This window comes from Kitasatospora sp. NPDC002227, from assembly GCF_040296285.1.
GTDB lineage: Bacteria > Actinomycetota > Actinomycetes > Streptomycetales > Streptomycetaceae > Kitasatospora.
In genome coordinates, this window is the sequence record NZ_JBEOWY010000007.1 from 38,633 (window position 1) to 63,199 (window position 24,567).

Genomic DNA, 24,567 nt, shown 5'->3' on the forward strand with positions numbered 1-24,567 from the left:
CCGAGAGGATCAGCCCCTCTCGGACACCACACTTATGATCTTACGACTGCAGCGCGGCGATCGAGTCCCGCAGCGCCGCCGGGACGTCCGCCACCAGCTGGTGGACACCGTCCTTGACGATGTGCCGACCGCCGACGATCACGTGCCGCACGTCCGCCGCCGAGGCCGCGAAGACGGCCGTCTCGGCACCGTACGAGGGCGCGGGCCCGGCCGTACGGACGGAGTCCAGCGCGATCACGGTGAAGTCGGCGAGGGAGCCGGCCTCGACGCGGCCGGCCTCGGGCCAGCCGAGGGAGGCGTGGCCGTCCTCGGTGCCCGCGCGCAGCAGGGCCGAAGCCGTCCAGTGCCCCCGGGTGCGGGTGCGCAGCCGCTCGTCGAGTTCGAGCGCCCGTGCCTCCTCGAAGGGGTCGATCACGGCGTGGCTGTCGCTGCCGAGCGAGAGCGGGGAGCCCGCGCTCGCCAGCTGCCGGGCCGGGCCGATGCCGTCCGCCAAGTCCCGCTCGGTGGTCGGGCACATGCAGATGGTCGTCCGGCTGGTGGAGAGCAGCCGGATGTCCTCCTCGGTGAGGTGGGTGGCGTGCACCGCCGAGGTCCGCGGCCCGAGCACCCCGTGGTCGGCAAGGAGCCGGGTGGGGGTGACGCCGTGCACGGCCAGGCAGGCCTCGTTCTCGGCGGTCTGCTCGGAGAGGTGGACGTGCAGCGGAGCCTCGCGCAGTTCGGAGAACCGCGCCACCGTGCCCAGCTGCTCGGCCGGGACGGCCCGCACCGAGTGCACGGCCGCACCGATCCGGGCGTGCTCGGCCGGCTTGAGCTCCGCGGCACGCGCCGCCCAGCGCTCGGCGTCGCCGTCGCTGAACCGCAGCTGCGTCTCGGTCGGGGCGGCCCCGAAGCCCGAGGAGAGGTAGCAGGTGTCGAGCAGCGTGATCCGGATGCCCGCCCGGGCCGCCGCCTCGATCAGCGCGTGGCCCATCGCGTTGGGGTCGTCGTACGCGACGCCCCCGGGCGCGTGGTGCAGGTAGTGGAACTCGCCCACGCTGGTGACGCCCGCGAGCGCCATCTCCGCGTACACGGCGGTGGCCAGCGCCAGGTAGCTGTCCGGGTCGAGCGCCCCGGCGAAGCGGTACATGGTGTCCCGCCACGTCCAGAAGGTGCCCGAGCCGATCTGCACATGGCCGCGCAGGGCGCGGTGGAAGGCGTGCGAGTGGGCGTTCGCCTGGCCCGGCAGCAGCAGCCCGGCCAGCCGGACGGCCCCGGCGGGGCAGGGGCCGCTGTCGGGGGTGACCTGCGTGATCGCCCCGGCCGCGTCCACCGCGATCAGCACGTCCGGCCGGACCGCCGGGCCGTTCGCGCCCGGCAGCCAGGCGTGTTCCGCCCAGTACGTGGTCACCGGCATGCCAGGTCCTCCAGTACGTCGGCGAGCGCCTCGACGCCGCGCAGGCAGTCGGCGAGCTCGGCGTGCTCGGCCGGGGAGTGCGAGACACCGCTGGGGTTGCGGACGAACAGCATCGCGGTCGGCACCGCCGAGGCCAGGATGCCCGCGTCGTGCCCGGCCCCGGTGGGCAGCACCGGGGCGCCGCCCAGGCGGGCCGCGAGGCGGTCGCGCAGCGGGCCGTCGAAGTCGACCACCGGGGTGTACGACTCGCGGGTCAGCTCGACCTTGACGCCGTCCTGCTCGCCGCGGGCCACGGCGGCCGCGTGGATCTCCTCCACCACCCGGTGCAGGGTCTCCTCGTCGGCCGCCCGGGAGTCCAGCCAGCCGCGGATCAGCGAGGCGATCGCGTTGGTGCCGTTCGGCTCCACGGCGACCTTGCCGAAGGTGGCCAGCGAGCCGGCCAGCTGAGCCCGCTGCCGCGCCGTGAGCACGGTGTCGGCGAAGGTGAGCATCGGATCGCGGCGGTCCTCGATCCAGGTGGTGCCCGCGTGGTTGGCCTCACCGTGGAAGTCGAACCGCCAGCGGCCGTGCGGCCAGATCGCGCTGGCCACACCGACCGGCTGCTCCGCCGTCAGGTACCGGCCCTGCTCGACGTGCAGCTCGACGAAGGCGCCGATCCGGCCGAGCCGCTCGGTGTCCGCGCCGATGGCGGCCGGGTCGTACCCGGCCTTCTCCATCGCGTCGGGCAGCCGGACGCCGTCGGCGTCGCGCAGCTCGAACGCCGCCTTCGGCGACAGCACCCCGGCGGTCAGCCGGGAGCCGATGCAGGCCACGCCGAACCGCGCGCCCTCCTCGTCGCCGAAGTTGACGATCGCCAGCGGCTTGGTGAACTCCGCGCCGCGAGCGCGCAGTTCGTCCAGCGCGGCGAAGGAGGACACCACGCCGAGCGGGCCGTCGAAGGCACCGCCGTCCGGCACCGAGTCCAGATGGGAGCCGGTGACGACGGCGTCACCGGCGGCCGGATCACCCAGCCAGGCCCACTGGTTGCCGTTGCGGTCCAGCTCGTACGTCAGGCCCCTCTTGAGTGCCTGCTCGCGGAACCACGCACGGGCCTCGGCGTCGGCCGAGTTCCAGGCGAAGCGGCGGTACCCGCCGGAGGAGGCGGAGCGGCCCACGGGGAGCAGCTCCGCCCACATGGCCTCGAAGGTCACAGCTCACCCATGGGGATGCGCACGCCACGCTCGTCCGCGACCTCGACCGCGCGGTCGTAACCGGCGTCCACGTGGCGGATGACGCCCATGCCGGGGTCGTTGGTGAGCACGCGGCGGATCTTCTCGCCCGCGAGCGCGGTGCCGTCGGCGACCGTGACCTGGCCGGCGTGGATCGAGCGGCCGATGCCGACGCCGCCGCCGTGGTGGATGGAGACCCAGGAGGCGCCGGAGGCGACGTTGACCATGGCGTTGATCAGCGGCCAGTCGGCGATCGCGTCCGAGCCGTCCAGCATGGCCTCGGTCTCGCGGTACGGGGAGGCGACCGAGCCGCAGTCGAGGTGGTCGCGGCCGATCACGATCGGGGCGGAGAGCTCGCCGGAGGCGACCATGTCGTTGAAGCGCTCACCGGCCTTGTCGCGCTCGCCGTAGCCGAGCCAGCAGATGCGGGCCGGGAGGCCCTGGAAGTGCACCTTCTCCTGGGCCATCTTGATCCAGCGGTGCAGCGACTCGTTCTCCGGGAAGAGGTCGAGCACGGCCTTGTCGGTCTTGTAGATGTCCTGCGCGTCGCCGGAGAGCGCCGCCCAGCGGAACGGGCCCTTGCCCTCGCAGAACAGCGGGCGGATGTACGCCGGGACGAAGCCGGGGAAGGCGAAGGCGCGGTCGTAGCCGGCCAGCTGGGCCTCGCCGCGGATCGAGTTGCCGTAGTCGAAGACCTCGGCGCCGCGGTCCATGAAGCCGACCATGGCCTCGACGTGCTTGGCCATCGACTCGCGCGAGCGCTGGGTGAACTCGGCCGGCTTCTCGGCGGCGTAGGTCGCCATGTCGTCGAAGGAGACGCCGATCGGCAGGTAGCTCAGCGGGTCGTGCGCGCTGGTCTGGTCGGTGACGATGTCGATCGGGGCGTCCATCGCGAGCAGCTGCGGGAACAGCTCGGCGGCGTTGCCGAGCAGGCCGATGGAGAGCGGCTGCTTCTTGTCCCGGGCCTCGACGGCCAGCTGGAGGGCGTGGTCCAGGTTCTTGGCCTCGACGTCCAGGTAGCGGTGCTCGATGCGGCGGGAGATGCGCGAGGGGTCGCAGTCGATGCAGATCGCGACGCCGCCGTTCATGGTGACGGCCAGCGGCTGGGCGCCACCCATGCCGCCGAGGCCGGCGGTGAGGGTGATGGTGCCCTCGAGGGTGTCGTTGAACTTCTTGGCGGCCACGGCGCCGAAGGTCTCGTAGGTGCCCTGGAGGATGCCCTGGGTGCCGATGTAGATCCAGGAGCCGGCGGTCATCTGGCCGTACATGGTGAGCCCGAGGCTCTCCAGGCGGCGGAACTCCTCCCAGTTGGCCCAGTCGCCGACCAGGTTGGAGTTGGCGATCAGGACGCGCGGGGCCCACTCGTGGGTCTGCATCACGCCGACCGGGCGGCCGGACTGGACCAGCATGGTCTCGTCCCGCTTGAGGGTCTCCAGGGTGCGGACCATCGCGTCGAAGGAGCGCCAGTCACGCGCGGCCTTGCCGGTGCCGCCGTAGACGACCAGCTTGGACGGGTGCTCGGCGACCTCGGGGTCGAGGTTGTTCATGAGCATCCGCAGGGCGGCCTCCTGCTGCCACCCCTGCGCCGTCAGGTTCGTCCCGCGCGCCGCGCGGACCTCACGCGGACCGCTCGCCTGCTGCTGCACCATGATGCCGGCTCCTTGCACATAGATTCATTCAGTCCCGACCAGTCTGAATATATCCAAACAACTGGGCGGCGCCTAGAGGGCCGAAGCGGCCAGGACTGAATAGTTCCATGCAGAGCGGGTGGCGGCCGGGTGCCGCGCACGGCGGACCGCCACCCGGGCAACGGTTTCAGCGCGTGTGGCGGCCGCTCCGGCGGCGGCCGGCGAACACCAGGCCCGCACCGGCCAGTACGGTCGCCGCACCGCCCAGCGCCAGCAGGCCCGAGGACGAACCCCCGCCGGTGCTGGCCAGCTCCGGGCCCTTGGCGGCCTCGGACGCCGACGGAGCGGCCGTGGCGGCCGCGGCCGTCGCCGTGGCCGACGCCTTCGGAGTGGCCGGGGCAGAGGTGGCCGGGGCGGCCGGGAACGGGTCCTTGACCGTCACGGTGACCGGCGCGGGGGCCGGTATCGGCTTCGGCGCGGGGACGGCGGCGCCGTTGGCCACGAGGTCGGCGACATCGTCCGCGGGGTCACTGTCCGGGTCGATCGGGAAGTGCGAGATCCTGACCGATCCCTTGGCTCCGGGGACGACCCGGTCCACCCGCACCCTGAAGCCGAACAGCTGGTCCCCGTGGCCGGGCATGCCGTGTTCGTCCGCGTGGCAGAAGTACTTCTGCTGCTCGCCGACACTGTCCCTGCGCTCGCAGTAGATCTCGTTCGCCGGCGCCACGACGCTCACCCCGGCCGGGAAGAGGACGGTGACGCCCGGGCTCGAGGCGACGTCCCGGGAGCCGCGCTGCAGGACTCCGACCTGGACGCTCGCGGTCTCGCCCTCCTTGCCCGTGATGTTCCCGCCGATCGCGGCCAGGTCGGCGGTCGTACGCAGCTTGAAGTCCAGCGTCGCACTGTCCTTCCACCCGGCGGTGGTCTTGGCCGTGACGCCCGGCACCGTCACCGCGGTCACGGCATGGCTGGTGCCGCGCTCGCCCGAGTCGCCGAGGCCGAAGCCGGTCCCGCCGATCACCGAGGCGCGCAGGGTCGCCTGCTCCGCCAGGGCCAGCGACTTGAGCCGCACCGGCACGCTGAGCCGCTGCACCTCGCCCGGAGCCATCGGATGGTTGATGACACAGGTGGCCCCCCGGATCTCCACGTGCCGCGACCGCTCCAACGGCGAGTCCGTGTACTGGCAGTTCGAGAAGTCCCGCTCGAAGGTCAGCGCACTGTCCAGGGCGAGGTTCACCACCACCTGGCTGACGGCGTGCCCGGTCGTGTTGGCCCAGACCACCGGCAGCTGGACGGTGTCACCCTCGTGCAGCCCTGCCACCTCCGCCTGCGTGAACGGGCTGACCGCCAGCTGCACGTCGGCCGCCGCCGCGGCCCCGGCCGCCAGGCCGGACGCCCCCAGCGCCGTGGCGGCCACGACGCTCGCACCGAGCAGCGCGAATCTCCTGCTTCCCACCGTTGTACCCCTGCCCTGCAATGTTCGAATACGGACAGGGATTGGACAGCTGGACACCTCGATCGGTTGTACGGCCGGGCGGAGAAGTTCTCCGCCCGTTCAGGCCGCCGCGCTCAGGCCGCCGCGTCACCGTCCCAGTCGATGCCGATCTCGGCCAGCCACCGGCGGTCGTCGTCATCCGGGACGGCAGGCTCGGGAGGGCGCGGCGGGCGCGGGATCTCCTGGACCGGGCCGAGGCCGTACTTCTCGACGGCCTCCATCGCGGCCTCGTTCGGGATCAGCCCGACGTGCACCGCCGTCTCGTCACCCGGCTCGAGCACGGTCAACTCGGGCGTCGGCGGCCGCCGCAGCGCGATCCGTCGGCCGCAGGTCGGGCAGGACCATTCGTCGGCCCCGGAGGCGAGGCGGCCGGTGAGCTTCATCTCGTGGATCACACGCATGGCGGAATCCCCCGTCCGGCCCCGGCACCGGGGCCCGAACAGGGGATTCCCGCGATACGTACCGTCAGAACCAGCTGACGGCAGGTCAGTCCTAGTCCATGAAGAGACCCCGGGCGGCCGCTGACTGCTCGTTGGCCTCCAGGCGGGCCTCGGCGCCGGGGATCTCGTCGCACATGGTCTGCAGCAGGACGCGGCCGAGCATCATCGGGGCGCAGGCGGTGTCGAAGACCAGGCCGGTGCCGACGGCGGCGGGCAGCAGCAGGTCGGAGAGCTTGGCGACCGGGGCGAAGGCGCTGTCGGCGACGGTGAGCACGGTCAGGCCGCAGTCGCGCGCCACCGCCATCGCCTCCATCAGCTCGCGGGGGTAGCGCGGCAGCGCGAAGCAGAGCAGCGCGGAGGCGCCGGCCGCGGCGGCCTGCTCCAGCCGGTCGGCGAGCATGCTGCCGCCCTCGTCGAGCAGCCGGATGTCCGGGTGCACCTTGGCGGCGAAGTACGCGAAGCCCCGGGCCTGCGCGGAGGCGGCCCGCAGGCCGAGCACCGGCAGCGGACGGGAGGCGGCCAGCAGCCGGGCCGCCCGGACGATCGGCTCCGGATCGGCCAGCAGCTCGGCGAGGTGGCGCAGGTGGGCGATCTCGGCGAGCACGGCCTGCTGGTGCTCGTTGCGCACCACGTCGGCCGGGCTCTCGGTGGTCGCGGCCGGCTCGCCGACGCCCAGCTCGCGCAGCTGCTTGCGCAGCGCCGGGTATCCGTCGAAGCCGAGGGCCACGGCGAACCTGGTCACGCTCGGCTGGCTCACGCCCGCGAGTTCGGCGACCTCGACGGAGGAGAGGAACGGTGCCTCGTTCGCGTGGCGGACGAGGGAGTGGGCGATCCGGCGCTGGGTCGGCGTCAGCCGGTGGCCCTCGAAGAGCTGCAGCAGCCGCGCGGAGGGGCCGACGGTGCCGGTGTCGTCCGTGGCGGTCATCGGTGTCTCCTCGGTGCGGTGGATCCCAGCAGCGTGCAGCAAGCCCGGCGGCTCGGCAATGACATTCCGCAGGCTGAGAACTCCGGGAAGCCCCTGATTTGTCCCTGAGAACGCCGCCTGCCGGTGGACCGGCCGCCCCGGGGTCGGGAGCATATCCGTATGACGACCCACGAACTTCGGGCTGAACTCGACGCCGCTCTGCAGACCCGCAAGGAGCTCGGCAAGGAGTACGAGGCGGAGATCATCGACTCCTTCCTCACCAAGCTCGACCACCAGCTCGACGTGAAGCTGGACGCCCGGCTCGCGGAGGAGCCCCGCCGCCGCGGCGGCGGCTCGCCGCAGCAGAAGCTCCAGGGGTTGTCGCTGATGATGGCCATCCCGCTCAGCGGCATCGCGGGCGGCACCGGGGGGATCACCGGCCTGATCGTCTGCTGGGCGGGGATCGTCGGCGTCAACCTCGCGGGCGCCCTGGCCAACAAGCGCTAGGCACCACCCGGGGGCGCGGGGCTCTGCTCATCAAGAGCCCCGCGCCCCCGGCGGGGCTTACGCCAGCGGGCCGGTGACCGACTCGACGGCCTTGACCAGCTCGCCCGAAGCGACCAGCGCTGCGGCGGCCTCCAGGTCCGGGGACAGGAAGCGGTCGCGGCCCGGGCCCTCGACGCCGGCCTTGCGGGCGGCGGCGACGGCGGCGGCGGTGGCCGGGGCGAGGGTGGCGGCACCGTCCTGGGTGCGGATCTCCAGGGCGCGGGCCGAGGCGGTCAGCTCGACCGCGAGGATACGGCCCAGGTTGTCGACGGCCTGGCGCAGCTTGCGCGCGGCGGACCAGCCCATCGACACGTGGTCCTCCTGCATCGCGGAGGACGGGATCGAGTCGACCGAGGCCGGGACGGCCAGGCGCTTGTTCTCGCTGACCAGGGCGGCCTGGGTGTACTGGGCGATCATCAGGCCGGAGTCCACGCCCGGGTCGTCGGCCAGGAAGGCCGGCAGACCGTGCGAGCGGGCCTTGTCGAGCAGGCGGTCGGTGCGGCGCTCGGAGATCGAGCCGAGGTCGGCGGCGGCGATCGCGAGGAAGTCGAGCACGTACGCGACCGGGGCACCGTGGAAGTTGCCGTTGGACTCGACCCGGCCGTCCGGGAGGACGACGGGGTTGTCGACCGAGGCGGCCAGCTCGCGGGAGGCGACCAGCTGGGCGTGGGCCAGCGTGTCGCGGCCGGCGCCGGCCACCTGCGGGGCGCAGCGGATCGAGTAGGCGTCCTGGACGCGCGGCGCGTCGTCCTGGTGGTGGCCGGTCAGGCCGGAGCCGGCCAGCACGGCCAGCATGTTGGCGGCGGAGAGCGCCTGGCCCGGGTGCGGGCGGATGGGGCCGTGCAGCTCGGGGGCGAGCACCTTGTCGGTGCCGAGCAGGGCCTCCAGGGACATCGCGGCGGTGATGTCGGCGGTGGTGAAGAGGCGGGAGAGGTCGGAGATCGCCATCACCAGCATGCCGAGCATGCCGTCGGTGCCGTTGATGAGGGCCAGGCCCTCCTTCTCCAGGAGCTCGACCGGCTCGATGCCGGCCGCGGCCAGCAGCTCGCCGGCGTCCTTCTCGACGCCGTCCGGGCCGAAGGCGGTGCCCTCGCCCATCAGGACCAGCGCGCAGTGCGAGAGCGGCGCGAGGTCGCCGGAGCAGCCGAGCGAGCCGAACTCGCGGACGGCCGGGGTGATGCCCGCGTTGAGCACGGCGGCCATCGTCTGGGCGACCAGCGGGCGCACGCCGGTGCGGCCGGAGGCGAGGGTCTTCATGCGCAGGAACATCAGCGCGCGGACGACCTCGCGCTCGACGACCGGGCCCATGCCGGCGGCGTGCGAGCGGACCAGCGAGCGCTGCAGCTGGGCGCGCAGCTCGGGGCTGATGTGCCGGACGGCGAGGGCGCCGAAGCCGGTGGAGACCCCGTAGACGGGGCGCGGCTCGGCGGCGAGCGCCTCGATCCGGGCTCGGGCCGATGCCATCTCGGCGATCGCGTCGGGGCCGATCTCGACCCGGGCGTTGCCCCGCGCGACGGCGAGCACGTCCTCGGCGGTCACATCGGCCTTGCCGACCTGGACGAGCGGCGCGTCGTGGGCCACAGCACTGTGCATATCCATATACAACATCTCACCAGGTGAATGAAGATATGACAACCGGCTGCCGACAGAAATGCGGCCGGTGGGACCAGCGTGGCCGCTGCGGCCCCCGCGCGCAGGGTGGATTACGCGAGCCGGGGAGCCGTGGCGCAGGCTTGGACCCATCGAGCAGGAGGAGGAGACCGATGGCGCGGGCGACGGCGCGGCGACGGGTGGTCAGGCTGAACGGACCGGGCGGCACCGCCCGGCCGGACTCGCTGGCCGCCGAGGAGCCGCTGGAGATCCGGCTCGGCGGCGAGCCGCTGACCGTCACCATGCGCACCCCCGGCCACGACTTCGACCTGGTCGCGGGCTTCCTGGTCGGCGAGGGCCTGGTGGACGGCACCGAGGCGCTGGCCGCCCTGCGCTACTGCGCCGGGACGGACGCCGACGGCGCCAACACCTACAACGTGGTGGACGCGACCCTGCGCGACCCGGCCGCGACCCCGCTCTCCGCCCACCGCAACCTGCTCACCACCAGCGCCTGCGGCCTCTGCGGGCGGGACACCGTGGACGCGGTGCGCACCCACGTCCGCTGGCCGGTCGCCGCCGACCCGCTGCGGGTCGCGCCCGAGGTGCTGTACGCGCTGCCGGAGCGGCTGCGGGCGGCGCAGCGGACCTTCGACTCGACCGGCGGGCTGCACGCCGCCGGGCTGTTCGACGCTTCCGGCAACCTGCTCTGCGTCCGGGAGGACGTCGGCCGCCACAACGCGGTGGACAAGGTGATCGGCTGGGCCCTGCGCGAGGGCCGCCTCCCCCTCACCGGCCACCTGCTGCTGGTCAGCGGCCGGGCCTCCTTCGAGCTGACCCAGAAGGCCGCCCTGGCCGGCCTCCCGCTGCTCGCCGCCGTCTCCGCCCCGTCCTCCCTGGCGGCCGACCTCGCGGAGGAACTGGGGCTCACCCTGGTCGGCTTCCTGCGCGGGCAGAGCGCGAACGTCTACACCCGGGCGGACCGGGTGACCCTCGCCGGCTCAGCGCCGACGGCGCCGGAGGCGGCTCACCACGACCGCCACGACGGCCACGACCAGTAGCACCACGAGGACGAAGCCGCCGATCAGCCAGCCGAAGATGCTGCTGACCACGCCGCGGGCGCGGCCGCTGCGGCTGGTGGTGCTGTGGTGGCTGGTGCTGCTGTGACTGCTGCCGCTGCTGTGGCTCTTCGACTTGCTCTTCGACCGCTCGACGAAAGCCAGCTGAGTCACCTGCGGCTGCTGCTGGACAACCGTCGCCGTACGGGTCTGCGCGGCCGCCGCCGTACTCATCGCCCCGGTCGCCCCGCCCACCGCGAGCGCCACGCCCAGGACAACCCCTGCCAGACGTCTTCGCACCTGATACTCCCCTTCCCACCGGCCCCCGGCGGGACGGCGACGGCGCTACTGTGCCACGCCACCCGGACAGGCGGAAGCACGTCTCACGCGGGTGGCGGCGAGGCCGGGCCGGAGAGGGCGACGGCCACCAGGGCGCGCAGGGCCGGGGCGATCTGGCCGAAGGGGAGGGTGGCGTCGTCGGCGAAGAGTTCGAGCAGCCAGCCGCCGGCCACGTTGGTGCCGCCCGCCGCGACCATGCCCCGGTAGCCGCTGACGACCATCATGGCCTCCTCGGCCGGGTCGTTGCCGGCCGCGCCGGAGCGCAGCGCGAAGGCGCCGCCCCGGACGGCACGCCTGGTCTGCGGGTAGTGGCCGAGGTCGAAGACGGCGTCGGGGGCCTCGATCTGGGCGCGCTGGGTCTCGGCGCCGGAGCTGCTGGGGCCGCTGGTCATCCGGTACACCGCGTGCTGGGCGGTCCGCATCAGCTGGGAGCCCGGCGGCACGTAGCTGATCCACCAGCCCACGGCGTCGAGCAGCCGGGCCGCCGCCTCGGCGACGGTGACCATCCGGTCCAGGGTGTCGGCCGCGTGGGTGGCCCGCTCGGCGCGGCCCCGGTCGAGGGCGGCGAGCACCACGGCGAGCAGCTGGCCGGGGTCGGCGCTGTGCGCGGCGCCGCGGAAGCGCCGCCTGTCCCCCACCCCGCCGCGGCCCGGCCGCCGGGCGGCCTCGGTGCGGTGGTGCGGGTCGGCCGAGTCGGCCAGCAGGACGGTCGGGTCGGGGGCGAAGCCCGGGCCGTGGCCGCGCCCGGCCACCACGGGGTGGGCGGCACGGGCGGCCTTGGCCCGGTACTGGGCGGCGTCGGCCAGCCGGAAGAGCCGGTCCGGGGTGGTCACCGGGCCGATCGCGTCGCCGGTGGAGGCGACCCCGCAGGCCACCCCCTCGCCGTCGGCCAGCTCCAGCGCGCGGGCGCACAGCTCCTCGGCCACCGCGACCACTTCGTCCGCCTTCTGGCCCTCCGCCAGCAGGCAGAACTCGTCGCCGCCGAGCCGGGCGGCCAGGCTGCCGGGCAGCTTGGCGGCGGCCAGCGACAGTTGGTGGGCGAATCGTTCCAGCAGCCGGTCGCCGACCTCGTGGCCGAGCAGGTCGTTGACCCGCTTGAGCCCGTTGACGTCGCAGACCACCAGGCTGACCACGGTGTTGTCCCGGTTGTGCGCGGCCAGCGCCTCCTCCAGCCGGGCGTCCACCGCGCGGCGGTTGGCGAGGCCGGTGAGCGGGTCGGTGAAGGCCAGGCGGCGCAGGTCGGCCAGGCGCTCGGTCTGGGCCAGACCGGCCGAGATCTGGGCGGCGAGCAGGGTCGCGTAGTCGGCGTCCGCCTCGGTGAAGAGCGGCAGGCCCGCCGTCCGGGCCAGGTAGAGCTCACCCCAGGCCTGGCCGTGCAGCACGATCGGCGCCACCAGGCAGCACTCCCGGCCCCGGCGGCGCAGGCCCGCCGCGCGCTGGCGGCAGAAGCCCCCGGCGCCGGGGTGGCTGTGCTCGGCCGCGCTGTCCTCGGCGGTCTGCACCCAGGCCCGGGGCAGCCGCCGGGTGGTCCAGTGCTCCTCCAGGTACGTGACGATCTCGGGGAAGTCGGCCACCGGGTACGACTCGTCGGCGGGCAGTTCCTCCTCCCCCGCGGCCAGCTCGCCGTGGTTGACCAGCACCCGCAGCCGGCCCGACTCGCGGTCCCAGACCGAGACGGCGGCCATGGTGGCGGACAGCGCCGAGGTCGCGCGGACGGCGGCGGCCCGGACGGCCTCCAGCGGGGTCGAGGCGGCGGCCATGTCCTGGGCGAGCTCCACCACCGCCTGCAGGCGCAGGTCCGTGGCCGTGGGGCTCTGCGCGCAGTCCGTCATGGTCGCCTCACCGCTCAAGAGGTCGCCCTCCTCCTCCGTGGACCGTCCGTCCTGAGCCAAGGTTAGGGCCGCCGCGGGGCGAAATGCCGTGTTTGTCACCTGACGGCTCAGCCGAGCTGTCCCGCCCGGGAGAGCAGCCAGGGCTCGACCAGGCCGAGGCCGCGGACCGGGCGGCGCCACATCGGCTGGAGGTGGAAGCGGTGCTCGGGCCCGACCGGGGTCTCCGGGCCGGGGGCCGCGGCACCGTTCTGCTCCAGCGCCTGGGCGAACTCGCCGTCGAGCAGCACGGCGTCCTTCGGCGCGATCGAGGTCAGCCGGCTGGCCAGGTTGACGGTGGTGCCGAAGACGTCGCCCATCCGGGAGGTCACGGTGCCGAATGCCATGCCGACCCGCAGGGCCGGGATGGTGTCCTCCTTGGCGAGCCGCTCGACCAGGCTGAGCGCGATCTCGGCGGCCGTCGCCGGGTCCTCCGAGACGAAGAGGATCTCGTCGCCGAGCGTCTTGACCACCCGGCCGCCGAAGCCGGCGATCAGGTCGGAGCAGGTGTTCTCGAAGCTCTCCACCAGCTCGCCGAGCTCCTCCTCCTCGAGGCGGCGGGAGAGTCTGGTGAAGCCGACCAGGTCGGCGAAGCCGACGGCCAGGCGGCCGCTGGTGATCTCGGTGTCCTCGGCGGCCTGCACCACCCGGCCGGTCACCGCCGCCAGCTGGCGGCGCCAGACGTACACCAGGAACTGCTCCAGCTCCGGCAGCAGCAGCTCGACCAGCGGGTAGGCGACCTCGGCCCTGGTCAGGCCCGGCTCGACGGACTGGGTGAGGTTGTCGAGGAAGGTGTCCATCTGCCAGCCGGCCAGCCGGGCCGTGGTCTGGCCGGTCGAGCGGGCGACCTGGATCGCCATCGACTCGCTCAGCAGGCCGGACTCCACCAGGCCGGCCAGGCGGCGCAGCGCGATCACGTCCCCGTCGGTGAGGGCCCGGGACTGCCCGATGTCCGGGAAGCCCATCGCCCGCCAGAACCGGGTGGCCAGCTCCATCGGCACCCCGGCGGCCCGCGCCGCCTGGTACGGGGTGTACTTGCGCGGCGCGTCGAGGATCAGCCGCTCCAGATCCAGTGCGACCGTCTGGTCCGGCTTCCCGTCGTTGTCACCTTCGTCTGCCACCGGCCCATCCCCGTGCGGTCGCCGCACTTGCCTCATGTCCTGCCTGTCCCAGGGCGCCCCGACCACCGCACGGTAGTGGCGCGCCTCACACCGCTGCCAGGTGGAATGTTCGCACGGAATCGCGTAATCCGGGGCATCCGGACCGAACAGCGGCCGGTCAGGCCTCGGGGCGGACGTGGAGGACGTCGCCGGCGGCGACGGGGTGGCGGGTGCCGTCGGGGGTGCGGACCACCAGGCGGCCGTCGGGGTCGATGGCGACGGCCTCGCCGTGGAGCTCCTGGTCACCCGGGAGGAGGACCTTCACCTGGCGGGTGAGGGTGGTGCAGCGGGCGGCGTAGGCGGGCAGGAGGCCGCTGGCGTGCGGGTCGCCGGCGGCGGCCACCCACTCGCGGTAGAGCTCGGCGAAGGAGCGCAGCAGTTCGCGCAGCAGGGTGTCGCGGTCGGTGACGGTGGCTCCGGCCAGCGCGAGCGAGGTGGCGGTGGGGACGGGGAGCTCGTTCTCCCGGAGGGTGACGTTGACGCCGAGGCCGGCGATCACGGCGCCGCCGCTCAGCTCGGTGAGGATGCCGCCGAGCTTGCGCTCCGTCTCGCCGAGACCGACCTGCAGGTCGTTGGGCCACTTCAAGCCGACTTCAAGTCCGGTCACCCGGCCGAGCGCAGAGGCGGCCGAGACCCCGACCAGGATCGGCAGCCAGCCGTACCGCTCGACCGGTACTCCTTCGGGGCGCAGCAGCATCGAGAAGAAGAGGCCCGAGCGGGCCGGTGCCTGCCACTGCCGCTCCAGCCGGCCGCGCCCGGCGTTCTGTACCTCGGCGACCAGCACCGCGCCCTCCGCCTCGCCCTCCTTGGCCCGGGCGGCCAGGTCGCTGTTGGTGGAGCCGGTCTCGGTGACCACCTCGACGGAGGTCCAGAGCCCGCCGGGCACCACCAGGTCCCGGCTCAGCCGGGCGGGGTCCAGCGGGGGGCGGTCGAGGTCGGTCCAGGGGGAGGGCCCGTCGTGGCCGAAGCCACGCAGTCCGCTGCGGCGGGGGGAGTTCGGCTCGGTCACCGGGCCAGCGTACCGACGGGGTGTCAGCCCGGCCCGCCGACGGCACCCGAACGGTCGGAGGCAGGCAGCCCCTGAGTCCCAGGCCGCCCTATAGTGCCGCAGGAACGCTGGTTAACACACTGTGTCGCTGGCCATAACCGCTACCGCCCCGCGCTGGCTACGCTACTCAACGGTAGTTCGTAGCGCCGCCCTGCCCGGAGCTCCGTGCGGGTGTCAGGTCGCGGCACATGATCAGGGAGAGCCACCGGATGACCGAGGCGTCGTACGACCCGCACACCACTGCCGGAAAGCTGGCCGACCTGCGGCGCAGGATCGACGAGGCCGTGCACTCCGGCTCGGCCGCCGCGGTCGAGAAGCAGCACGCCAAGGGCAAGCTGACCGCCCGTGAGCGGGTCACCGAGCTGCTGGACGAGGACTCGTTCGTCGAGTTCGACGAGTTCGCCCGGCACCGCTCGACCAACTTCGGCCAGGCCGCCAACCGCCCGTACGGCGATGGCGTGGTCACCGGGTACGGCACGGTCGACGGCCGTCAGGTCGCCGTCTTCGCGCAGGACTTCACCGTCTTCGGCGGCTCCCTCGGCGAGGTCTTCGGCGAGAAGATCGTCAAGGTGATGGACTTCGCCCTGAAGACCGGCTGCCCGGTCATCGGCATCAACGACTCCGGTGGCGCCCGCATCCAGGAGGGCGTGGTCTCGCTCGGCCTCTACGGCGAGATCTTCCGCCGCAACGTGCACGCCTCGGGCGTCATCCCGCAGATCTCGCTGATCATGGGCCCCTGCGCCGGCGGCGCGGTCTACTCCCCCGCGATCACCGACTTCGTCGTGATGGCCGACCAGACCTCGCACATGTTCATCACCGGCCCGGACGTCATCAAGACCGTCACCGGCGAGGACGTGGGCATGGAGGAGCTCGGCGGCGCCCGCGCGCACAACACCAAGTCGGGCAACGCGCACTACCTGGCCTCGGACGAGAAGGAGGCCATCGAGTACGTCAAGAACCTGCTGTCGTACCTGCCCTCCAACAACCTCACCGACCCGCCGTCCTACCCCGAGCAGGCGGACCTCGCGATCACCGACGAGGACCTCGAGCTCGACGTCATCGTGCCGGACTCGGCCAACCAGCCGTACGACATGCACAAGGTCATCGAGCACGTCCTGGACGACGGCGAGTTCCTGGAGACCCAGCCGCTGTTCGCCGGCAACATCATCACCGGCTTCGGCCGGGTCGAGGGCCACCCGGTCGGCATCGTCGGCAACCAGCCGATGGACCTGGCCGGCTGCCTGGACATCAACGCCTCCGAGAAGGCCGCGCGGTTCGTCCGCACCTGCGACAGCTTCAACATCCCGGTCATCACCTTCGTGGACGTCCCCGGCTTCCTGCCCGGCGTCGGCCAGGAGCACGAGGGCATCATCCGGCGCGGCGCCAAGCTGATCTACGCCTACGCCGAGGCCACCGTGCCGCTGATCACCGTCATCACCCGCAAGGCCTTCGGCGGCGCGTACGACGTCATGGGCTCCAAGCACCTGGGCGCCGACCTCAACCTGGCCTGGCCGACCGCGCAGATCGCCGTCATGGGCGCGCAGGGCGCGGCCAACATCGTCTACCGCCGCGAGCTGACCGAGGCCGCCAAGGCGGGCGAGGACGTGGACGCGCGTCGCGCCGAGCTGGTCGCGGAGTACGAGGACACGCTGCTCAACCCCTACCTGGCGGCCGAGCGCGGCTACGTGGACGCCGTCATCGCGCCGAGCGAGACGCGCCAGCACATCGTGAAGGGGCTGCGGGCCCTGCGCGGCAAGCGCGAGGTGCTGCCGCCGAAGAAGCACGGCAACATTCCCCTGTAAGCCCGTCGCGCCCCCGGAAAGGTAGTACTCCGCATGCCTCCCATCCAAGTGCTGCACGGGCAGCCGACCCCCGAGGAGCTGGCCACCGTCCTGGCGGTGGTCTCAGCCCGGGCCGCCGCCGCAGAGGCCGCCGCCGCGGCCGGTCGCGGTGACGGCCCGGCCAACCCCTGGGACGACCAGGCCCGCCGCCTTCGCCTCACCCCGATGGCGGGCCCCAACGCCTGGCGCACCGCCGGCTGGGCCGCCTGGCGGTGATTTCCCGGGGGCGCGGGGAACAGCGCTGCCAACCATGCAGGACCTGCGGCCTACCGCCTCGCGCAGTTCCCCGCACCCCCGACTCGCTACCCTCCTCGGTATGACTTCCCGCGTGCTCGTCCTCGCCTCCCAGTCCCCCGCCCGCCTCGGGCTGCTCCGGCAGGCGGGGCTGGACCCCGTGGTCCGGGTGAGCGGGGTGGACGAGGACGCGCTGAGCGCCGACACGCCCGGGGAGCTGGCGCTGGTGCTGGCCGAGGCCAAGGCGAAGGTCGTCGCGGACCAGCTCACCGGCGGTGAGCTGGTGATCGGGTGCGACTCCGTGCTGGAGCTCGACGGGCAGGCACTCGGCAAGCCGGCCGACGCCGCCGAGGCCACCGCCCGGTGGCTGGCCATGCGCGGCCGGGACGGCGTACTGCGGACCGGCCACTGCGTGATCGACACCGCCACCGGCAAGCAGGCCTCCGCCACCGCCTCGACCACCGTCCGCTTCGGCACCCCGGACGAGGCGGAGATCGCCGCCTACGTCGCCTCCGGCGAGCCCCTCCACGTCGCGGGCGCCTTCACCCTGGACGGCCGCTCGGCCCCCTTCGTCGACGGCATCGACGGCGACCCGGGCAACGTCATCGGCCTCTCGCTCCCGCTGCTGCGCCGTCTGCTGGCCGATCTGGACATCCGGATCACCGACCTCTGGGCGCAGCCTCAGGCGTAGCGCTCCCAGGTGTCCATGAGCTGGTCGCACTTGGTGTCGAAGCCGGGGTCCGGCCGCACCATGGAGCTGCCGAGGACCGGCAGGTAGAACCGGCGGCCCCGCACGGGGGTGACCCGGACGCACAGACCGCTGCCCAGGTGGCGTAGGTGCCGCAGGAAGGTCATCCGCACCAGTCGGCCACCGAACATGTCCTCGTAGTCGTAGGTCCTGACCTCGATGTCGGCGATCTCGCTCCAGGCCCAGGTCTTCCACCCCTGCGGGCCCCTGCGGGTGCTCAGGCCGGCCTGCCCGACGGCCACTCCCGCATACCGGCCGGCCATCACGAGCAGGATCAGGCACGCGTCGACGAGGCCGATCAGGACCAGCGGAGCGACACCACCCATGGAAATCGCGCCCGCGGTTCCTGCCGCGATCAGCAGCACCACCGGCCAGGCCGTCGCGCCCCACTCCCGTGCCGTGGGCGCTAAGATGTGGTCCGGTCTCCCAGGCAGACCCACCCTGGCCGGTCTCGCGGTACGTTTGGACGGCTCTCCGTCAACTCCACCTGAATTCATGCGAAGCAGCGTACGCCTGCGGACAACTACCCGGCGGCCGGGACGTACTTCGCCAGGAAGGCCAGCACGTCCGGCAGGGCGCCGTCCTGCAGGAGCGGCGCGCCGTGGTGGACGCCGGGGTAGATCTTGAGCTGCTTCGCCGGGCTCACGGCCTGCCTGTGCAGGGAGGCGGCGTTGTCGGCGAACGGCTGGTCGTTCTCCTCGGCGGCGAAGAACTCCGCCGCCTTGGAGGCCGTCACCGCCTTGACGCCGTCGAAGTCCCCGAACTGCTCGGGCCCGCTGAGCGAGACCACGGCGGGCACCGGCAGGGAGCCCGGGTGGGCACCGGCCACCAGGGAGGCGGTGCCGCCCTTGGAGGCGCCGACCAGGGCGACGGAGGTGACGCCCTTGGCCTTGAGGTAGTCCTCGGCCGCCGCGATGTCCTCCGGCACCTCCCCCTGGGAGCTGAACGGCAGCACCGCGTACCCGGCCTTGGTGAACTCGGCCAGGTAGGGGTACCAGTCGCAGAGCGAGCCCCCGTTCTGGTGCGAGAACACCACGGCGGCCCTGGCGTGCCCCGCGTCGGAGTCCTGGAAGTAGGCGTCCCGCTTCACGCCGTTGCTCGGCAGCCCGAACGAGCCCCGGTCGGCCTGGGCCTGTGACAGGCAGCCGTAGGTGTCCGCCGTCTTCGTGGGGCTCGGCGCCGCCTTCGCGCCGCCCCCGCTCGAGCAGCCGGCCAGCAGGCCCACCACCACCACCGCCACCGCGCCCAGCACCGGTCCGACACGTACCCGCATGAGATCAACTCCCCCGTTGTGTGCGCAGCACGATAGGGGAGCTCCAGGGGTAGCCGTCAATGGTCCAGACCATCACAATTCGACCTGGGGCGGGCCGCCTGTCGCTGTCGATCCGGACAGATCCACGGCCGTACATCTGTTGTCCCGATCCACCTCGGGCACCCAGGTGCACCGATAGGCTGGCGCCCGCCGCCTGGAGCCGGGAAGAGGAGCGGGGATGGCCGACATCGTGCTCAACGTCCTGCTCGGACTGGTCGCCAGCGCCATCAGCGCCACGCTCGGCTGGCTGGCCCAGACCGGCCGCCGCCGCCAACGGCTCGGCCGGATCCGGGAGTTCTTCGGCATGCCCGGCGGCGCCGAGTGCCTGCTGGTGGTGAACCGGCATGCCAGTGCCGTGAGTTCCAGCAGCGTGGAGCGCAACGACGTGTACGCACTGCTCGAACTGGCCGCCCTGGTCAAGGAGTGCAACGCCCGGGCCGAGATCGTCGCCCACGACGAGGTGCGCCAGGGCCTCGGCCGCAAGGCCGAGTTCTGCGTCGGCGGCCCGGGCAGCAACCGGCGGACGGCCGCACACCTCGCCTCCTGGCTGCCGGGCATATCCTTCGCCGACTGGACGGGCCCCGGCTCCGAGCTGGCCATCACCGTCGGCGACCACGACTACCGCCACACCTCGGGCACGCCCGAGCGGCCCGGCGGACAGACCTACGCCTTGCTGGCCCGGCTGCACGAGGGCGGCGACAGCCCGGTCTTCCTGATCGCCGGCCAGACCGCCGTCTCCAACCACGCCGCCGTCCGGTTCCTGACCGCCAACCACCGCCGGCTGGCCCGTCAGTACGGCCGCAACGGGACGTTCGCGCTGGTCCTGAGCGTGGTCAACCCCGGCGCGTACGGGCCGGACGTGGTCGAGGTGGCCGCGGACGTCACCGCCGAGGCGACCGCCCGCCCGGCGGCGGTGGCGGCGTGAACCGCCCCCCGAGAGCGCCCGTGTGGCGAAGGCCACGACCCGCGGCGGGCCGCGCAAGCCCGCCCACAGCCGTTGACCAGCGGCGCGCGTAGCGTTTCTACCAGCGGAGTGTCTCACTCCGTGCTCAGGTGATCACGAATTCGCGTCACGCTCCGTGTGGGCAAGCTCACCACCTGGGGCTACTCGCCGGTAAGACCCCGTAATCCCTAGACTTCACGAGGTTCAAGAAGGGAGCCACAGTGCGCAAGGTGCTCATCGCCAACCGCGGAGAAATCGCCGTCCGCGTCGCCCGGGCCTGCTCGGATGCCGGTATCGCCAGCGTCGCCGTCTACGCCGAGCCGGACCGGGATGCGCTGCACGTCCGCGCGGCCGACGAGGCGTACGCGCTCGGCGGCGACACCCCCGGCACCAGCTACCTGGACATCGCCAAGGTGCTGAAGGCAGCCGCCGACTCGGGTGCGGACGCCGTCCACCCCGGCTACGGCTTCCTCTCCGAGAACGCCGACTTCGCCCAGGCCGTCATCGACGCGGGCCTGACCTGGATCGGCCCGCCGCCGCAGGCCATCCGCGACCTCGGTGACAAGGTCACCGCGCGGCACGTCGCCCAGCGCGCCGGCGCCCCGCTGGTCGCCGGCACGCCCGACCCGGTGCAGGGCGCCGACGAGGTCGTCGCCTTCGCCACCGAGCACGGCCTGCCGGTCGCCATCAAGGCGGCCTTCGGCGGTGGCGGTCGCGGCCTCAAGGTCGCCCGCACCCTGGAGGAGATCCCCGAGCTGTACGAGTCGGCCGTCCGCGAGGCCGTCGCCGCCTTCGGCCGGGGCGAGTGCTTCGTCGAGCAGTACCTGGACAACCCGCGCCACGTCGAGACCCAGTGCCTCGCCGACCAGCACGGCAACGTCGTCATCGTCTCCACCCGTGACTGCTCGCTGCAGCGCCGCCACCAGAAGCTGGTCGAGGAGGCGCCCGCGCCGTTCCTCACCGACGAGCAGAACGCGGAGCTGTACCGCGCCTCCAAGGCGATCCTGCGCGAGGCGGGCTACGTTGGCGCCGGCACCTGCGAGTTCCTGGTCTCCCAGGACGGGCTGATCTCCTTCCTGGAGGTCAACACCCGGCTGCAGGTCGAGCACCCGGTCTCCGAGGAGGTCACCGGGATCGACCTGGTCCGCGAGATGTTCCGGATCGCCGACGGCGAGGCGCTCGGGTACGACGACCCCGAGGTGCGCGGTCACTCGATCGAGTTCCGCATCAACGGCGAGGACCCGGGCCGGAACTTCCTGCCCGCCCCCGGCACCGTGACCCTCTTCGCCCCGCCGTCGGGCCCGGGTGTCCGCCTGGACGCGGGCGTCGAGTCCGGCTCGGTCATCGGCCCGGCCTGGGACTCGCTCCTGGCCAAGCTGATCGTCACCGGCTCCTCGCGCAAGCAGGCGCTGCAGCGCGCGGCCCGTGCGCTCTCGGAGTTCAAGGTCGAGGGTATGGCCACCGCCATCCCGTTCCACCAGGCGGTCGTCACCGACCCGGCGTTCGCGCCCGAGGTGCACGGCGGCGAGGGCCCGTTCACGGTCTACACCCGGTGGATCGAGACCGAGTTCAACAACACCATCCCCGCGTTCTCCGGGGTGGGTGGCGAGGCCGAGGAGGCCGACCAGCGCGAGACCGTCGTGGTCGAGGTCGGCGGCAAGCGGATCGAGGTCTCGCTGCCCTCCTCGCTGGGTGTCGGCACGGCGGCTCCGGCCGCGGCGGGTGCCGGGGCCAAGGCGAAGCGGCGCGTCGGTGCGAAGAAGGCCGGTTCGGCCGTCTCCGGTGACACGCTGGCCTCGCCGATGCAGGGCACCATCGTCAAGGTCGCCGTCGAGGAGGGTCAGGTCGTCGCCGAGGGCGAGCTGATCGTGGTCCTCGAGGCGATGAAGATGGAGCAGCCCCTCAACGCCCACAAGGCCGGCACCATCGTCGGCCTCAAGGCCGAGGTCGGCGGCAGCGTGAGCAGCGGCGCGGCCCTGTGTGAGATCAAGGACTGACCTCCGGTCACCCGCGACGGGCGCGGGGAATTGTGCGGCGGATGATTCCGCTGCGCGGTTCCCCGCGCTTTTGCTTTCGTCGTACTCGGTTAGACCGAATTCGCTATGCGGCGTACCGGCCGGGTGTGCCGCCACCCTGCTCATCGGAAGAAATGTTCAACTCTCGCTGAACTGTTCTCCGGAGCGAGGAGTGAGCATGGTGGCCGTCACCAAGAAAGCAATTATTACGACAATCGCAGTGGGTGTGGCGGCTTCGGTGACCATGTCCCCCATCGCCCAATCCTCACCCAGCACCGCTGGTGGCACAGTGACTTCGCGCATCGGGCAGATGGTACGGGCGAAGCCGACCACCAGGTCGGCGACGATCGGCTCGTACGCCACCGGGGCGAAGGTGCGGCTCGCCTGCAAAGTCCACGGCGAGAACGTGAACGGCAATGACCTCTGGTACCGGCTCGCCAATCGCGACGGCTGGATGAGCGCGCGGTTCGTACGGAATTCCGCCCCGGTCCGGTTCTGCGAGGACGCGGACGGCTGGGGCTCCCGAGCCACCACGGGCCCGGCCGGCCCCGCCGGCCAGCAGGGGCCGCAAGGCCCGCAGGGCGAGGCCGGCCCTGCGGGAGCGCAGGGGCCGAAGGGTGAGACGGGGGCGACGGGGGTGCAGGGAGCCACGGGGGCGCAGGGCCTCCAAGGAGCAACGGGCGCGACCGGAGTGCAAGGGCCGCAAGGCGTAGCCGGTGCCACGGGAGCCACCGGCGCCCAAGGACCGCAGGGGGCGGCAGGGGCCACCGGCCCGCAGGGTGCACAAGGCGCGACGGGTGCCACGGGTGCGACGGGCGCCACTGGAGCAACCGGAGCCCAGGGGCCGCAGGGTGAAGCCGGGGCAACGGGGGCGACCGGAGCGGCAGGTCCTCAGGGAGCGACCGGCGCCACCGGAGTGCAAGGGCCGCAAGGCGTAGCCGGTGCCACGGGAGCCACCGGTGCCCAAGGACCGCAGGGTGAAGCCGGGGCCACCGGCCCGCAGGGTGCACAAGGCGCGACGGGTGCCACGGGTGCGACGGGCGCCACTGGAGCAACCGGAGCCCAGGGGCCCCAGGGTGAAGCCGGGGCAACGGGGGCGACCGGAGCGGCAGGTCCTCAAGGAGCAACCGGCGCGACCGGAGTGCAAGGGCCGCAAGGCGTAGCCGGTGCCACGGGAGCCACCGGCGCCCAAGGACCGCAGGGCGCGACGGGGGCGACCGGAGCGGCAGGCGCAGCAGGTGCCACGGGCGCGACCGGCGCTCAGGGACCGCAGGGGGCGACGGGCGCAACCGGCCCGCAGGGCTCCAAGGGTGAGCAGGGCGTCGAGGGCATCGTCGGTCCGCAGGGCCCCAAGGGTGATACCGGTGCTACCGGGCCCACGGGGCCGAAGGGTGCCACCGGACTGCAAGGGGCGACCGGGGTGACCGGCCCGCAGGGCGCGACCGGGCCGGCCGGTGCGGCCGGGCCGCAGGGCGCGACCGGAGCCGCCGGTGCAGCCGGGCCCACCGGCCCGAAGGGGGATCCCGGCCCGGCCAAGAACTTGAGGGTCCAGGAGGTGACAGGCACCGCGGTCACTCTCCCGAGCACGAAGGACGGCAAGGTGACCGCGACCGCGACGTGCCCGGCGGGCACCACTGTCGTCGGGGGCGGGTTCTCCCACGGCTCCCGGACCGACCCGGCCAAGCTCCCGGACTACTGGTTCTGGCAGAGCCAGGCCGATCTCGCCACGAACTCGTGGCAGGTCTCGTACCAGCAGGACACCTCGACCGCAGCGACCTTCCCGATCACCCCGTACGCCTACTGCATCTCCCTGGCCTGACCCGGCCAGGGTCACCGCACCCGCTCGGGAAGCGCCGCTCTGCGCTGGCCCGGGAGGGGCGGGGCGGGGCGGCGCTGGGGGGCCGGGGTCGGGTGGTGGACGGGGGGCTCGGCGGGGAGGCCGAGGGAGGCCACGGCGATCTGGACGCCGCAGTCGGCGAGCAGGTCGAGCTCACGGGCCGTCGGATCCTCGGCGGCCGCGTGCTCGTCGGTGACGAGCCGCGTGATCCCCTCGGTGGGCACGGTCTGGAACATGGTGTCCGCGCCGAGCTTGGTGTGGTCGGCGAGGACGATGACCTCGGAGGCCGACTGCACCAGTGCCCGGTCCACGCTCGCGGAGAGCATGTTGGTGGTCGAGAGCCCGCGGTCGGCGGTGAGCCCGCTGCCGGAGACGAACGCCTTGGTGACCCGCAGGCCCTGCAGCGACTGCTCCGCCCCGCTGCCGACCAGCGCGTAGTTGGACCCGCGCAGGGTGCCCCCGGTCATCACCACCTCGACCCGGTTCGCGTGCGCCAGCGCCTGCGCGACCAGCAGGGAGTTGGTCACGACGGTGAGCCCGGGGATCCGGGCCAGCCGGCGGGCCAGCTCCTGGGTGGTCGTCCCGGCGCCGACCACGACGGCGTCGCCCTCCTCGACCAGACCGGCGGCGAGATCGGCGATGGCGCTCTTCTCGGCGGCGGCGAGGTGGGTCTTCTGCGGGTACCCCGGCTCCCGGCTGAAGCCGCCGGGGAGCACCGCCCCGCCGTGACGGCGGTCGAGCAGCCCTTCGGCCTCCAGCGCCCGGACGTCTCGGCGTACGGTGACTTCGGAGGTCTGGACGACGCGGGCCAGTTCCCGGAGCGACACGGCTCCGTTGGCGCGCACCATTTCGAGGATCAACTGGCGACGTTCTGCTGCAAACACAGAACCGACGGTAACCTGAATGACCGTCTGCTTTCAGGCGTTTGCAGCTGGTAACGGGAATTGCTCACCTCGGACCAGC

22 protein-coding genes and 1 pseudogene are annotated in these 24,567 nt (G+C 73.0%); 8 read left to right on the forward strand and 15 right to left on the reverse strand.

The genetic code is table 11. The features are described 5' to 3' along the window. Window positions 1-40: 40 nt before the first annotated feature. The 6 genes from ABT095_RS08470 to ABT095_RS08495 form a co-directional block, all read right to left on the reverse strand. Complete coding sequence (locus tag ABT095_RS08470) at window positions 41-1,393, reverse strand: formimidoylglutamate deiminase (RefSeq protein WP_350528547.1); 1,353 nt, start codon at window positions 1,391-1,393, stop codon at window positions 41-43. Next, window positions 1,384-2,568, reverse strand: a complete 1,185-nt coding sequence (locus ABT095_RS08475) for an allantoate amidohydrolase (protein ID WP_350528706.1) — start codon at window positions 2,566-2,568, stop codon at window positions 1,384-1,386. The genes ABT095_RS08470 and ABT095_RS08475 overlap by 10 nt, the downstream gene beginning before the upstream one ends. Before the next feature lie 11 nt (window positions 2,569-2,579). Continuing rightward, window positions 2,580-4,250 (reverse strand): urocanate hydratase, encoded by a 1,671-nt coding sequence (hutU, locus tag ABT095_RS08480; protein ID WP_350528548.1) that lies wholly within the window; start codon window positions 4,248-4,250, stop codon window positions 2,580-2,582. A 166-nt stretch (window positions 4,251-4,416) separates the two neighbouring features. After that, a complete protein-coding gene (locus ABT095_RS08485; RefSeq protein ID WP_350528549.1) occupies window positions 4,417-5,685 on the reverse strand; it encodes an LPXTG cell wall anchor domain-containing protein in 1,269 nt (422 codons plus the stop codon). Between the two features lie 113 nt (window positions 5,686-5,798). Then, on the reverse strand, window positions 5,799-6,125 hold the full coding sequence (locus tag ABT095_RS08490; protein WP_350528550.1) for a hypothetical protein: 327 nt from the start codon (window positions 6,123-6,125) through the stop codon (window positions 5,799-5,801). Window positions 6,126-6,216: 91 nt separating this feature from the next. Then, complete coding sequence (locus ABT095_RS08495; protein WP_350528551.1) at window positions 6,217-7,089, reverse strand: MurR/RpiR family transcriptional regulator; 873 nt, start codon at window positions 7,087-7,089, stop codon at window positions 6,217-6,219. A gap of 159 nt (window positions 7,090-7,248) precedes the next feature. Here ABT095_RS08495 and ABT095_RS08500 point away from each other — a divergent pair, with 159 nt between their 5' ends. Further along, window positions 7,249-7,575 (forward strand): hypothetical protein, encoded by a 327-nt coding sequence (locus tag ABT095_RS08500; protein WP_350528552.1) that lies wholly within the window; start codon window positions 7,249-7,251, stop codon window positions 7,573-7,575. A gap of 57 nt (window positions 7,576-7,632) precedes the next feature. Here ABT095_RS08500 and hutH read toward each other — a convergent pair whose 3' ends face one another. Next, window positions 7,633-9,213 (reverse strand): histidine ammonia-lyase, encoded by a 1,581-nt coding sequence (gene hutH, locus ABT095_RS08505; protein ID WP_350528553.1) that lies wholly within the window; start codon window positions 9,211-9,213, stop codon window positions 7,633-7,635. 164 nt (window positions 9,214-9,377) lie between these two features. Between hutH and fdhD the strand changes: the two genes are divergently transcribed. After that, the gene (fdhD, locus tag ABT095_RS08510) at window positions 9,378-10,262 is read left to right on the forward strand and encodes a formate dehydrogenase accessory sulfurtransferase FdhD (RefSeq protein ID WP_350528554.1); all 885 of its coding nucleotides are present in this window, start codon (window positions 9,378-9,380) and stop codon (window positions 10,260-10,262) included. Here fdhD and ABT095_RS08515 read toward each other — a convergent pair. From ABT095_RS08515 to ABT095_RS08530, 4 genes and pseudogenes are all read right to left on the reverse strand, one after another. Then, window positions 10,203-10,559: a hypothetical protein gene (locus ABT095_RS08515; protein ID WP_350528555.1), complete on the reverse strand. Its 357-nt coding sequence runs from the start codon at window positions 10,557-10,559 to the stop codon at window positions 10,203-10,205. The genes fdhD and ABT095_RS08515 overlap by 60 nt on opposite strands. A gap of 671 nt (window positions 10,560-11,230) precedes the next feature. Then, window positions 11,231-12,430, reverse strand: a pseudogene (locus tag ABT095_RS08520) (GGDEF domain-containing protein); the annotation flags it as partial. 107 nt (window positions 12,431-12,537) lie between these two features. Then, the gene (locus ABT095_RS08525) at window positions 12,538-13,623 is read right to left on the reverse strand and encodes an adenylate/guanylate cyclase domain-containing protein (protein WP_502884837.1); all 1,086 of its coding nucleotides are present in this window, start codon (window positions 13,621-13,623) and stop codon (window positions 12,538-12,540) included. Between the two features lie 121 nt (window positions 13,624-13,744). Beyond that, window positions 13,745-14,635: a biotin--[acetyl-CoA-carboxylase] ligase gene (locus ABT095_RS08530; protein WP_350528557.1), complete on the reverse strand. Its 891-nt coding sequence runs from the start codon at window positions 14,633-14,635 to the stop codon at window positions 13,745-13,747. A 227-nt stretch (window positions 14,636-14,862) separates the two neighbouring features. On the opposite strand from ABT095_RS08530, the gene ABT095_RS08535 reads away from it, so the two are divergent. The 3 genes from ABT095_RS08535 (at window position 14,863) to ABT095_RS08545 (ending at window position 17,440) form a co-directional block, all read left to right on the forward strand. Continuing rightward, entirely contained in the window at window positions 14,863-16,476 is a 1,614-nt protein-coding gene (locus ABT095_RS08535) for an acyl-CoA carboxylase subunit beta (RefSeq protein WP_350528558.1), read from the forward strand. Between the two features lie 33 nt (window positions 16,477-16,509). After that, window positions 16,510-16,731, forward strand: coding sequence for an acyl-CoA carboxylase subunit epsilon (locus ABT095_RS08540; RefSeq protein ID WP_350528559.1), 222 nt, complete (start codon window positions 16,510-16,512; stop codon window positions 16,729-16,731). A 100-nt stretch (window positions 16,732-16,831) separates the two neighbouring features. After that, a complete protein-coding gene (locus ABT095_RS08545) occupies window positions 16,832-17,440 on the forward strand; it encodes a Maf family protein (protein ID WP_350528560.1) in 609 nt (202 codons plus the stop codon). Here the strand turns inward: ABT095_RS08545 and ABT095_RS08550 are convergent. Continuing rightward, the gene (locus ABT095_RS08550; protein WP_350528561.1) at window positions 17,431-17,823 is read right to left on the reverse strand and encodes a hypothetical protein; all 393 of its coding nucleotides are present in this window, start codon (window positions 17,821-17,823) and stop codon (window positions 17,431-17,433) included. The two genes, ABT095_RS08545 and ABT095_RS08550, sit on opposite strands and share 10 nt — an antisense overlap. A gap of 197 nt (window positions 17,824-18,020) precedes the next feature. Further along, window positions 18,021-18,770, reverse strand: a complete 750-nt coding sequence (locus tag ABT095_RS08555; RefSeq protein WP_350528562.1) for an alpha/beta hydrolase — start codon at window positions 18,768-18,770, stop codon at window positions 18,021-18,023. Between the two features lie 217 nt (window positions 18,771-18,987). Between ABT095_RS08555 and ABT095_RS08560 the strand changes: the two genes are divergently transcribed. Together ABT095_RS08560 and ABT095_RS08565 are read left to right on the forward strand one after the other, a co-directional pair. After that, entirely contained in the window at window positions 18,988-19,734 is a 747-nt protein-coding gene (locus tag ABT095_RS08560) for a hypothetical protein (protein WP_350528563.1), read from the forward strand. Between the two features lie 239 nt (window positions 19,735-19,973). Then, window positions 19,974-21,749 (forward strand): acetyl/propionyl/methylcrotonyl-CoA carboxylase subunit alpha, encoded by a 1,776-nt coding sequence (locus ABT095_RS08565; RefSeq protein ID WP_350528564.1) that lies wholly within the window; start codon window positions 19,974-19,976, stop codon window positions 21,747-21,749. A 156-nt stretch (window positions 21,750-21,905) separates the two neighbouring features. Here ABT095_RS08565 and ABT095_RS08570 read toward each other — a convergent pair whose 3' ends face one another. Continuing rightward, window positions 21,906-22,184, reverse strand: coding sequence for a hypothetical protein (locus ABT095_RS08570; protein WP_350528565.1), 279 nt, complete (start codon window positions 22,182-22,184; stop codon window positions 21,906-21,908). A 1,138-nt stretch (window positions 22,185-23,322) separates the two neighbouring features. Here ABT095_RS08570 and ABT095_RS08575 point away from each other — a divergent pair. Further along, window positions 23,323-23,586 (forward strand): hypothetical protein, encoded by a 264-nt coding sequence (locus ABT095_RS08575; protein ID WP_350528566.1) that lies wholly within the window; start codon window positions 23,323-23,325, stop codon window positions 23,584-23,586. An 11-nt stretch (window positions 23,587-23,597) separates the two neighbouring features. On the opposite strand, the gene ABT095_RS08580 is transcribed toward ABT095_RS08575, so the two are convergent. Continuing rightward, complete coding sequence (locus ABT095_RS08580; protein ID WP_502884841.1) at window positions 23,598-24,452, reverse strand: DeoR/GlpR family DNA-binding transcription regulator; 855 nt, start codon at window positions 24,450-24,452, stop codon at window positions 23,598-23,600. Window positions 24,453-24,567 lie beyond the last annotated feature (115 nt).

What these genes read in the sequence shown, in the direction of transcription:
- ABT095_RS08540 (WP_350528559.1), top strand. Translation starts at nt 16,510, where the DNA reads ATGCCTCCCATCCAAGTGCTGCACGGGCAGCCGACCCCCGAGGAGCTG.
- ABT095_RS08500 (WP_350528552.1), top strand. Translation starts at nt 7,249, where the DNA reads ATGACGACCCACGAACTTCGGGCTGAACTCGACGCCGCTCTGCAGACC.
- ABT095_RS08495 (WP_350528551.1), bottom strand. Translation starts at nt 7,089, where the DNA reads ATGACCGCCACGGACGACACCGGCACCGTCGGCCCCTCCGCGCGGCTG.
- fdhD (WP_350528554.1), top strand. Translation starts at nt 9,378, where the DNA reads ATGGCGCGGGCGACGGCGCGGCGACGGGTGGTCAGGCTGAACGGACCG.
- ABT095_RS08580 (WP_502884841.1), bottom strand. Translation starts at nt 24,452, where the DNA reads ATGGTGCGCGCCAACGGAGCCGTGTCGCTCCGGGAACTGGCCCGCGTC.
- ABT095_RS08525 (WP_502884837.1), bottom strand. Translation starts at nt 13,623, where the DNA reads ATGAGGCAAGTGCGGCGACCGCACGGGGATGGGCCGGTGGCAGACGAA.
- ABT095_RS08470 (WP_350528547.1), bottom strand. Translation starts at nt 1,393, where the DNA reads ATGCCGGTGACCACGTACTGGGCGGAACACGCCTGGCTGCCGGGCGCG.
- hutU (WP_350528548.1), bottom strand. Translation starts at nt 4,250, where the DNA reads ATGGTGCAGCAGCAGGCGAGCGGTCCGCGTGAGGTCCGCGCGGCGCGC.
- ABT095_RS08545 (WP_350528560.1), top strand. Translation starts at nt 16,832, where the DNA reads ATGACTTCCCGCGTGCTCGTCCTCGCCTCCCAGTCCCCCGCCCGCCTC.
- hutH (WP_350528553.1), bottom strand. Translation starts at nt 9,213, where the DNA reads ATGGATATGCACAGTGCTGTGGCCCACGACGCGCCGCTCGTCCAGGTC.
- ABT095_RS08475 (WP_350528706.1), bottom strand. Translation starts at nt 2,568, where the DNA reads ATGTGGGCGGAGCTGCTCCCCGTGGGCCGCTCCGCCTCCTCCGGCGGG.
- ABT095_RS08535 (WP_350528558.1), top strand. Translation starts at nt 14,863, where the DNA reads ATGATCAGGGAGAGCCACCGGATGACCGAGGCGTCGTACGACCCGCAC.
- ABT095_RS08560 (WP_350528563.1), top strand. Translation starts at nt 18,988, where the DNA reads ATGGCCGACATCGTGCTCAACGTCCTGCTCGGACTGGTCGCCAGCGCC.
- ABT095_RS08490 (WP_350528550.1), bottom strand. Translation starts at nt 6,125, where the DNA reads ATGCGTGTGATCCACGAGATGAAGCTCACCGGCCGCCTCGCCTCCGGG.
- ABT095_RS08550 (WP_350528561.1), bottom strand. Translation starts at nt 17,823, where the DNA reads ATGGGTGGTGTCGCTCCGCTGGTCCTGATCGGCCTCGTCGACGCGTGC.
- ABT095_RS08555 (WP_350528562.1), bottom strand. Translation starts at nt 18,770, where the DNA reads ATGCGGGTACGTGTCGGACCGGTGCTGGGCGCGGTGGCGGTGGTGGTG.